Raw genomic sequence first — 10,209 nt, forward strand, 5'->3', positions numbered from 1 at the left:
ATTGTAGCATAATTAGTTTTGAGTTCAACTTAAAAACTAAATAATGAAAAACCTTGTAATACTATTATTTGTACTTCTTACCGCATCATGCTCAACTAAAGAACCAAGTATTAAAGTTATTCATAGAGGTGATGATAAAAAAGCTATAATTAAAGATTCTATGTCAATTTTATCTGCTGATTTACCCATACATATTGATAGTACAGCATTTTTGATCCACCCAATTGGTAAATTAAAATTCTATGAAAAAACTAGAAATTATTCATTAAAAAGTTCTTTTAAATATGAGAATGTGACCAATTTTAGTATTTCAAATTACAATAACTATACGTTTACAGGTGAACTTACAAATCTACAATTTGAACAAATAGGAACTAACAAACTTGTACCGCTTACACAAAAGAATTTGAGAATTACAAGCGCCAATTTTTTATCAGATTTGTATAAAAAGACTGGAAAAAAACTCTTTTTATACCATGTAATTGATATTGATAGTAATAATGATGGTAAACTTGATTATGACGATATACAAACTATGTACATAAGTAAAATAGATGGTAGCAACTTTAAAAAACTAGTTGTTGATAACAGTGAAATTATAGACTTTAATATTTTAACTACTGTAGATAGACTTTATTTTAAATCTATTGAAAACACTAATGGAAACGATGTTTTTGATAAAGACGATACTATTCATTACCAATATATTAACTTATTAGATGATACTTTAGAGATTGTAGAATATTACCCGATTACTAATTAAAAACAGCAGTTTCTTTTAAATTTAAAATAGCATTATCAGTAGTGTTAATAAGTCTTTTTGTACGCAAATAACGGTTCAAATTTTCAGTATCAAAATTAGGTGCATTTTTATCAACACTACTAATTCTAACTTTACCTGATGAATGAATAAATTCATTATTACCAATCCACATACCAACATGTACTACTCTTTCTTTTTTTAAAGGTGTAGCAGGTGTTCCAAAGAAAAGTAAATCACCTGGTTTTAGTTTACTAAAATCTTTATCATCATCAATTAACTCACCAGTATGTACTTGCTGTGAGGCATCACGCGGAATAACAAATCCGTTTAAAAAGTAAATTGTTTTTGTAAAACCACTGCAATCCACTCCTTTTGTTGAGGTTCCGCCCCATAAATATGGTAAACCCATTAATTTTTTTGAAGTTGCTATTAAATTTTCTGCTGACGGATTAACCAATTGCAACCATTTTGAATAGTCTATAGCTTCAGACTTATTAACAAAAGCTGTACGCGCATCTGGGTATTTTACTTCATAAAAATCTTCATCTTCAGATATTAATTCTAAAACATCACCAGCAACCAAATCAGATACTATTTGAGCATCTTCAGTAGCAGTTGCATAAGAACTACCGCTAACATTGGTATAAATTATTTTTTTTGCATCTTTCCATATGGTAAATTCATCTGTTGTTAACAAGGTAATACCACCATGATCAACCCATGATAAATACATATCAGGTGTTTGTATCAAATACCATTCTCCATCTTGTTTTAAAACATTTACTGGTGTGCCTAAAGTTGCTTGAGTCCCTAATTCTGCAGAATGTTTTGGGTTACTACGTAAATTAGAAACTGAATTAGATATTAATCCCTTAGTAGCGCCGTTTAACTTGTTTGATGGTAGTATTTGAACACTATCAATAAAGTTTATGTTTTGTTTTTCTAAATCTTTCTTTAACTTATCAACAGCATCAGGTAAATTACTTTCGCCACGAAGAATATATAAATCTCCACTTTTTGTTGCTTCAATATTAAACAATGCAACACGTTTATCTGGTGCAAATTCTGATTTAATATTTATAATTTCATCAATTAAAACAGCATTATTTTTTGGGGTATAAGAGCAAGATATTACTATTAATAAAATTGTATGTATTGAAAATATTTTAGTGAGATGCTTTACCATTTCTAATGTATTTATAAGAAAATGTAAATTATACATTTTAAAGTATTTAATGGCTAAAAATGTAAGAAATTTTAAAGATAATACGGCATTAAATAACGCTAAAGTATTGTTAATCAATAGTTTTTATTTGTAAAATACAAATCTATTTTATATACTATAATCTATGATAGCATCTGAAAAAATTGAAAATACCGAATTAATTGAAAAGTCTGTCCAACACCTAGAAGCCACTGGTTTCGAAAATATTAAAGCGGATATGAAAGGATATGAAACTCCTAAATCGTATTTAAAAAAGGGAAGTGACTCTAAAATTACACCAGATATTGTTGCTTTAAAAAATGGTAAAAAATATTTTTTTGAAATCAGTTTAAAATCGGCAAAACCTAAGTTATTAAAAAGTAAATGGTTGTTTTTAGATACAATAAGTAGAATGAAATCAGACCGATTTAGAATTATAACTACTAAAGGACATTATAAGTTCACAGAATCTATGTTAGAAGATATTAATCTTATGAACAAAGAACCTATTAAACTATAGTAAAAAATAAAAATTTGAAATAATAAAAAAGAGATGCAAAATGCATCTCTTTTTTAGTTTAATTATATTTTATTACTCTCAGAGTAACTTATAATTCCATTCATAATTATCTTCTTCACTTAATATTTTAAATATCTGATAAGCAAACTCAGAAAGATATATCAAAAGTTTTTCAAGGGTTACATAATCAAATCTTAGTTGAATTAAATCCCCTTCAAAATTATTTAGTTTTAGTAGGTGCTCAAAAAGTGATTGATAATATTCATCTTTCGGAATTTTTGATGAATTCAAAATTCCCTTAGAGTGAGTAATGGCATGTCTTATTTCAGTAAATATTTTGAATAATTCACTAAATTTAAAATTATTATTATTCTGATTAGAATACTCTTTAAATTTATTACCACCTGCTTTTTTAACAATTTTAAAAATTTCATAACTACCTCTTAAATATTCTCTTGAATAATTTTTATCAATAGGTAAAGATTTTTTAAAATTTTGATCAGTTTTGATTTTTATATCAATAAAATCTTTTAAAACAGTTTCAAATGCCTCATAACATTGCGCATAAGCTAATCCAAATTCACGAGAAAGTATTTTATCAATTTCAATAGCATAATTTTCTTTAAAAGTTTCTCTTTTTACACCAGTTGAAAAAGGTATTTTCCATCCATTATCTAAAGGACCAGTCCAGTCACTGATAAATAATTTAGTTCCTGAAAAATATCGAGCTCCATCTTCTGTATATTTTTTAGCATCACCTTGAAGAACTGTATTAAGACGTTTTGAAGTGTGTTTAAACTCTGTTATGGTTTCAAAGAAACTATCTAGATAATTTTTATACGGATTATACATTACTTAAAATTATACAACATATTAATATGCGGAATACCATCTTCTAAATATTCCTCACCTTCTTCTTTAAAACCTAAAGAATTATAAAATTTAAGTAAATATTTTTGAGCAGATATTCGTATTAAAGTTTCGTTATACTCCTTTTCTATAGCAGTTATTGAAGCTTTCATTAATAACTTACCATAACTAAATTCACGTTCAGCTTTAGCCACTACTACTCTACCAATACTAGCTTCTTTAAAATAAATACCTGATTTAAAAATTCGAGTATAGGCAACTACTTTATCATTTTTATAACCAATAACATGTAAAGCTTTTTGGTCTTTATAATCTAAATCTTGATAAACACAGTCTTGTTCAACAACAAAAACCTCACTTCGTAATTGTAATATCGCATACAATTCGGTAGTTGTTAAATCATCAAAAGTTTTAGTAACAAATTCAATCATTTAAAGGTATATGTTATTAACAAGGTATTTTTTCAACTCTTCTTTCGTGTCTGCCACCTTCAAAATCAGTCTCTAAAAATGTTTTTACCATATCTAAAGCTTGTGGTAACGCAATATAACGTGCCGGAAGACTTAATATGTTTGCATTATTATGTTGTCTAGCCAGTTCAACAATCTCTTTTGTCCAACATAAAGCAGAACGTACTTTTTGGTGTTTGTTAGCAGTAATAGAAGCACCGTTACCACTACCACATATAATAATACCAAAATCTACAGTACCTTCTTCAACATCTTTTGCCACTGGGTGAACAAAATCAGGATAATCAACACTGTCATTACTATCTGTACCATGATTAATAACTTCTATATTCATAGATTTTAAAAGATCAACAACAGCAATTTTATATTCTGTTCCTGCATGATCATTACCTATAGCTATTTTCATTTTATTTGACTTTAAAATATTAGTAATAATACAGTAAAGGTACAAATACCTATGCTTTCACCACACTTTTTGGGTTATTAACAACATTTATTTACCAAAAATGAAATTAAGCTGTTACTTAGTACTTTAGAAAAAGAGTACGATTGTTAATAAACTACTCAAAAAAACTAACTAGTAAATTTTGATTTTAAAATTAAAATCTGGTTTAGAAAACTAATTGGATTTTGAACTATAAACTTCTAAAATTATACTCGAAAGATATTAAGAAGTTATATACAGTAGTTAACAATTAATTTACGTCTACTTATCAATAAATTTATGTTGACATTAGTTATTAATAATAGTTAATAACCTTTTTAATTAGTTGATTTTAAATAAATAATCAATTGTATAAATTGTCAATAAATTCATTTTTGTCAATATAACAAGTATACTACATAAATTTTATAGCGGTTATTAACAAGCTATAATAGTCACCATTTTATTTAAATTTTAAAAAAAAGAAAAAGTATATATATTATATATGTTTATAACTGTAAAGAAATTAAAATTAGTTAGTTTACACTTCGTTAATGTAAGCTATAAATTTTTAATTGTAATTTTATAGAAATTAATAAGATTAAATGTCGAAGAAAAAAAGAAGGTCTTCAAGTCAAAAAAAGAATGAAATTACTAAAGGTATTTTCACTGTACTTGAAAAAGAACCTAAAAAAAGTTTTAATTATAAAGAGATTGCCTCAAGGTTAAATATAGAAAATGCTAACGATCGTAATGATTTAATTAAAAGGTTAGTACAATTAAAAGAAAAAAGAAGAATTGTTGAAGAAACACCTGGCAAGTATAAAACTATAGTTTCTACACGTACATATCATACTGGTACTGTTGACTTGACAAGTCGTGGTAATGCATATATTATTGTTGAAGGTTTAGATGATGATGTATTTATACCAGCAAATAAAATAAATAAAGCTTTTCATAAAGATACCGTTGAAGTTTACATTTACCCACGTAGAAAAGGTAAAAAACTTGAAGGTGAAGTAACTAAAATAGTAGAACGTTATAAAACAGCTTTCGTTGGTATTGTTGATATGCAAAAAAGTTTTGCTTTTGTTCGTATCTCAGATTTTAGAATGTATACTGATTTTTTTATTAGTAAAGATAAAATCAATAATGCCGAAGATGGTGATAAGGTTATTGTAGAATTTAATGAATGGCCTGATAAAACAGATTCGCCTTACGGAACTATTACTCAGGTTTTAGGTAAACCTGGTGAACATAATACTGAAATTCATTCTATTTTAGCAGAGTATGGTTTGCCATATGAATTTCCTGTTGAAGTAGAACAATTTGCAAATCAATTAGATACTGAAATAAAAGCAGAAGAAATTGCCAAACGTAGAGATATGCGTGAAACGCTAACTTTTACGATTGACCCTAAAGATGCGAAAGATTTTGATGATGCACTTTCATTTGTAGTTTTAGAAAATGGAAATTATGAAATAGGTGTTCATATTGCAGATGTTTCTCATTATTTAACGACTGATACTGTAATGGATGATGAAGCTTATGAACGAGCAACATCAGTTTATTTAGTTGATAGAGTGGTACCAATGTTACCTGAAGTTTTATCAAATAATGCCTGTTCATTACGACCTCATGAAGAAAAATATACATTTTCTGCAGTATTTGAAATTGATAAAAAAGCACATGTTATTAACCAGTGGTTTGGTAGAACTGTAATTAATTCAAATGAACGTTTTTCTTATGAAGAAGCGCAACACATTATTGAAAATAAAGAAAATACAATTCCTGAAGATGTTTCGATAAGAGGTAACGCTTATGAAGTTTCTAATGAAATTGTTGAAGCTACTTTAAAATTAGATGAACTAGCTAAAATTATGCGTTCTCGTAGAATGGGTGCTGGTGCAATATCTTTTGATAAAGTTGAAGTTCGTTTTAATTTAACACCACAAGGTGAACCTGAAAGTGTTTATTTTAAAGAATCTAAAGATGCTAACAAGCTTATTGAAGAGTTTATGCTTTTAGCTAACAGAAAAGTTGCAGAATTTATAGGAAAACAGAAACCTAAAAAGACTTTTGTTTATAGAATACATGATGAGCCTAATGAAGAAAAATTAATGGCCTTAAATGGTATTGTATCAAGATTTGGTCATAAACTAGACTTTAGAGATAAAAAGACTATTAGCGCATCACTAAACCAGCTTTTAGAAGATGTAAAGGGTAAAGGTGAACAAAATATGGTGGACACTTTGGCGATACGTAGTATGAGTAAAGCAATTTATACTACCGATAATATTGGGCATTATGGTTTGGCTTTTGATTATTATACACATTTTACATCGCCAATTCGTAGGTATCCTGACGTTATGGTACACCGTTTATTACAACATTATTTAGATGGTGGTGAATCAGTTAAAGAAGATGTTTATGAAGAAAAATGTAAACATTCTTCTGATATGGAATCTTTAGCTGCAAATGCAGAACGTGATTCTATTAAATACATGCAAATTAAATTTATGGAAGATCACCAAGATAAAGAATTTGTTGGCGTAATTTCAGGAGTTACTGAGTGGGGTATTTACGTAGAGATTATTGAAAATAAATGCGAGGGAATGGTTCGTATTAGTGATATAAAAGGTGATTACTATACGTTTGATGAAAAGCAATATGCCATAATTGGTGATAAAACAAAAACTGTTTATCAACTTGGTGATGAAGTAGTTGTAATGGTGAAGAATACAGATTTAGTTAAAAGGCATTTAGACTTTACCTTGATAGGTGCAGCAGAATAGGTTATTTTTGTAATTTGGAATAGAATTTGTTTACTAATGATTAGAATTATCATAAAACAAAAAAAATGAAACAATTTTATATATCAATTTTCTTAATTATTTCTCTTGTAACAAATATACAAGGGCAAGAAGAAGAAGATATATTAATACCTCTTGATAAATTTACATCTATTAAAGCTTTTGATGGTATATCAATAAACTTAATAAAATCGGATATTAACAAAGCAATTATTAAAGGTGAAAACACCAAAAAAGTTGCCATTGTTGAAAAAGATGGATTATTAAAAATACGTATGGAAATCACTAAAATGTTTAGTGGTTATAAGACTTTTGTTGATTTATATTATACAGATGAATTAATTACTATTGATGTAAATGAAGATGCTAAAATTACCAACCAAGAAGTTATTACACAAAAACTACTAGAACTTAAAGCTCAAGAAGGTGGTGAATTAGTTATTTCTACTCAAGTAGATCAATTACTTATTAAAACCGTTACTGGTGGAATTATTACAACTACTGGTTTTTCAAAAAACCAAGATGTAATGATTAATACTGGTGGTGTTTACCATGGTAAAGACTTTAAAACTTATTTTACTACAGTAAATGTAAATGCTGGTTCAAGTGCTGAAATTTACGCTGTTGATTATGCTAAAGTTAGCGTAAAAGCTGGTGGTGAAGTTCAAGTTTACGGCAATCCTGAAAAAATGGATGAGAAAAAAGTTTTTGGTGGAACCATAACAAGAGTAGAATAATAACTAGAATGTAAATAATTTAGATCTACATTATTATGTTAGAAGATATTCAGGCAGCAATTCCATTAGGCTTTTTTTTAAGTTTTATGATTGGGCCTGTTTTTTTTGTCCTTTTAGAAACTAGTGCTACTAAAGGCTTTAGAGCGGCTTTATGTTTTGATATTGGTGTAATTTTAGCCGATATAATATTTATTACAGTTGCTTATTTTAGTAGTTTTCAACTCCTTGAAAATTTAAGTAATGAACCAGGTTTGTATGTATTTGGTGGTGTAATTTTACTTATTTATGGGGCTGTAACTTTTAAAATTAAAAAAGTAAAATTACGTGATGACGATGTAAAGGTTACAAGTGGCCATTATTTAAGCTTATTTGTAAAAGGTTTTCTTTTAAATTTTATAAATATTGGTGTTCTAGTTTTCTGGTTAGGTATTATCATAATTGTTGGTCCTAGTCTTGATAATAACAATGAGCGTATTGTAGTATTTTTTGGTGCTATGTTAGGCGCTTATTTTATCACAGATTTATTTAAAATTTTACTTGCTAAACAATTGCGAAAAAAATTAACTCCCAAACGTATTTTTTTAGTGAAAAGAAGTTTAGGTGTTATATTAATTATTTGCGGTATTGTATTAATTACAAAAGGCTTTTTACCGAAAGATAAAATGAATATTGAAAAGGGTATTGAATTAATAAGAGAATCAGAAAATAAGTAGTAAAATAAAAAAACCTTTATCAATTAAGATAAAGGTTTTTGAGGCATCGAGCGGATTCGAACCGCTGTACAAGCTTTTGCAGAGCTCTGCCTAGCCACTCGGCCACAATGCCAAATTTTAAGACTGCAAATTTAATAAAAATAAATATTCTAACTACACTTAATTAGAAATAAAAAATCCCTTTTATAATAAAAATCATTAAAAGGTTTTGTTTTGAGGCATCGAGTGGACTCGAACCACTATAAAAGTTCTTGCGGAACTTTGTTTATCCAATTCAACCACAATGCCATAATTACTTGTAAATTTCGTACTTATAAATATTATTTAAAAATTTGATATAAGTACGTTATCGAGTTATTTGTAAGTTTATCGAAACCATTTCAACATCACCATTTATAGGTGGATTTATTTTAGAAACTGTTACTTCAGCTGTATTCACGGTTGGGCATTCTACTAAAATACGATCTAAAATACGTTTAGCTACATGTTCTAATAGTTTAGATTTAATGGCCATTTCTTCTTTAACAATATGGTTGATTAATACATAATCAACCGTATCTTTTAATTGATCAGAAACTGATGGTTTTGATAAATCAGCTAAAACTTCAACATCAACCCTATAATCACTACCATTTACACTCTCTTCTTTTAAACAACCGTGGTAGGCGTAAACTCTAATATTACTAACTTTTATTTTTCCCATTACATATATTAAGAACTACAAAGTTATCATTAAGAATTTTAATATGTACACCTACAATTACTTAATCCTTGGAATAAATCAACACCTAAAGTAACAACGTGTGTTCCTGTGCTATAATTTAAAATTTCATTTAATATTACTTGGTATGAATATCCGAAGTAAAAATTATTCTTTTTAAGTCCTACAATTGGTGCAACGTATAAGGGTTTACCTATTTGATCGTTTAAGAAACGGTATGTAACACCTGCATAATAATAATCTTCAAAATCATAAAAACGGAATTTTAAATTAAAATCTGTTTCTGATCTACCATCACTTTCAAATATTTTATATAAGACTGATGGTTCAATTTCTAAATCGCTACGCTTGTTTTTTCTAAACCTGTAACCTGTATACACATAATAATTTCTAAGTGCATTTGGTTCGAAAGTTTCATTAAAACTAGTTAAATCTTTATCTAATAAATTTGATAAGTTTAAACTAAAGTAAAATTTATCTTTTCTATATAATATACCAACATCAAAATTGTGGTTACTTGTAGATCTATCGTCAGTTACTGATGGATCACCACCTGCATCTATAAATTCTTGAATATCAATTCTAAATTGATTAAAGTTATACGATAAACCAAAAGATAAAAATTCATCTTCATAACGGTCTAAAGTTAAATGATGTGCAAATGAAAGTCTTGCACCTTGTTGTTTAGTATATCCATTTCTATCATTGTATAAAAAAATACCGACCCCAGATCTGTTACCAAGTCTCATATCTGCTGCTAATGATTGGGTATCAGGTGCATCTTCAATTCCGACCCATTGGGTAAGTCCGTTAACACGAATTTTTACGTGGTCACCAATACCTGCATATGTTGGTGATAATACGAAAGGGTTATCTGCTAAATATTGAGATAATTGGGGTGAATTTAGTTCTTGCCCTTTTGCAATTGTACACAGTAATAGTGTAAGAGTTATTATTATATTCTTCATTAGTAA

General features: G+C 27.9%; 11 protein-coding genes and 1 tRNA gene. 5 read left to right on the top strand and 7 right to left on the bottom strand.

The window, feature by feature from the left end; translation table 11 throughout:
• Positions 1-43: 43 nt before the first annotated feature.
• Positions 44-763 (top strand): hypothetical protein, encoded by a 720-nt coding sequence (locus KO500_RS05560; protein ID WP_215955509.1) that lies wholly within the window; start codon positions 44-46, stop codon positions 761-763.
• Here KO500_RS05560 and KO500_RS05565 read toward each other — a convergent pair.
• Positions 756-1,985: a C40 family peptidase gene (locus KO500_RS05565; RefSeq protein ID WP_252732429.1), complete on the bottom strand. Its 1,230-nt coding sequence runs from the start codon at positions 1,983-1,985 to the stop codon at positions 756-758. The genes KO500_RS05560 and KO500_RS05565 overlap by 8 nt on opposite strands.
• Before the next feature lie 127 nt (positions 1,986-2,112).
• Here KO500_RS05565 and KO500_RS05570 point away from each other — a divergent pair, with 127 nt between their 5' ends.
• Positions 2,113-2,487: a hypothetical protein gene (locus KO500_RS05570; RefSeq protein ID WP_215955510.1), complete on the top strand. Its 375-nt coding sequence runs from the start codon at positions 2,113-2,115 to the stop codon at positions 2,485-2,487.
• A 78-nt stretch (positions 2,488-2,565) separates the two neighbouring features.
• On the opposite strand, the gene KO500_RS05575 is transcribed toward KO500_RS05570, so the two are convergent.
• The 3 genes from KO500_RS05575 to rpiB are packed head-to-tail and all read right to left on the bottom strand — an operon-like array spanning position 2,566 to position 4,233.
• Complete coding sequence (locus tag KO500_RS05575) at positions 2,566-3,339, bottom strand: hypothetical protein (RefSeq protein ID WP_215955511.1); 774 nt, start codon at positions 3,337-3,339, stop codon at positions 2,566-2,568.
• Positions 3,339-3,788 carry a GNAT family N-acetyltransferase gene (locus tag KO500_RS05580; RefSeq protein WP_215955512.1) on the bottom strand — a complete coding sequence of 150 codons (450 nt, stop codon included), beginning with the start codon at positions 3,786-3,788 and terminating at the stop codon, positions 3,339-3,341. The genes KO500_RS05575 and KO500_RS05580 overlap by 1 nt, the downstream gene beginning before the upstream one ends.
• A gap of 16 nt (positions 3,789-3,804) precedes the next feature.
• The gene (gene rpiB, locus KO500_RS05585; protein ID WP_215955513.1) at positions 3,805-4,233 is read right to left on the bottom strand and encodes a ribose 5-phosphate isomerase B; all 429 of its coding nucleotides are present in this window, start codon (positions 4,231-4,233) and stop codon (positions 3,805-3,807) included.
• A 623-nt stretch (positions 4,234-4,856) separates the two neighbouring features.
• Here rpiB and rnr point away from each other — a divergent pair.
• From rnr to KO500_RS05600, 3 genes are all read left to right on the top strand, one after another.
• Positions 4,857-7,046 (top strand): ribonuclease R, encoded by a 2,190-nt coding sequence (gene rnr, locus KO500_RS05590; protein WP_215955514.1) that lies wholly within the window; start codon positions 4,857-4,859, stop codon positions 7,044-7,046.
• A 65-nt stretch (positions 7,047-7,111) separates the two neighbouring features.
• On the top strand, positions 7,112-7,801 hold the full coding sequence (locus KO500_RS05595) for a head GIN domain-containing protein (RefSeq protein WP_215955515.1): 690 nt from the start codon (positions 7,112-7,114) through the stop codon (positions 7,799-7,801).
• Positions 7,802-7,836: 35 nt separating this feature from the next.
• The gene (locus KO500_RS05600) at positions 7,837-8,514 is read left to right on the top strand and encodes a LysE family translocator (RefSeq protein WP_215955516.1); all 678 of its coding nucleotides are present in this window, start codon (positions 7,837-7,839) and stop codon (positions 8,512-8,514) included.
• Positions 8,515-8,555: 41 nt separating this feature from the next.
• On the opposite strand, the gene KO500_RS05605 is transcribed toward KO500_RS05600, so the two are convergent.
• The 3 genes from KO500_RS05605 to KO500_RS05615 all read right to left on the bottom strand — a co-directional run bounded on the left by KO500_RS05605 (position 8,556) and on the right by KO500_RS05615 (position 10,203).
• Positions 8,556-8,626, bottom strand: a tRNA-Cys gene (locus tag KO500_RS05605).
• Between the two features lie 234 nt (positions 8,627-8,860).
• Positions 8,861-9,217, bottom strand: a complete 357-nt coding sequence (gene folB / locus KO500_RS05610) for a dihydroneopterin aldolase (RefSeq protein ID WP_215955517.1) — start codon at positions 9,215-9,217, stop codon at positions 8,861-8,863.
• A 38-nt stretch (positions 9,218-9,255) separates the two neighbouring features.
• Complete coding sequence (locus KO500_RS05615; protein WP_215955518.1) at positions 9,256-10,203, bottom strand: PorP/SprF family type IX secretion system membrane protein; 948 nt, start codon at positions 10,201-10,203, stop codon at positions 9,256-9,258.
• Positions 10,204-10,209 lie beyond the last annotated feature (6 nt).

This window comes from Cellulophaga baltica, from assembly GCF_018861125.1.
GTDB classification, from domain to species: Bacteria; Bacteroidota; Bacteroidia; order Flavobacteriales; family Flavobacteriaceae; genus Cellulophaga; species Cellulophaga baltica_A.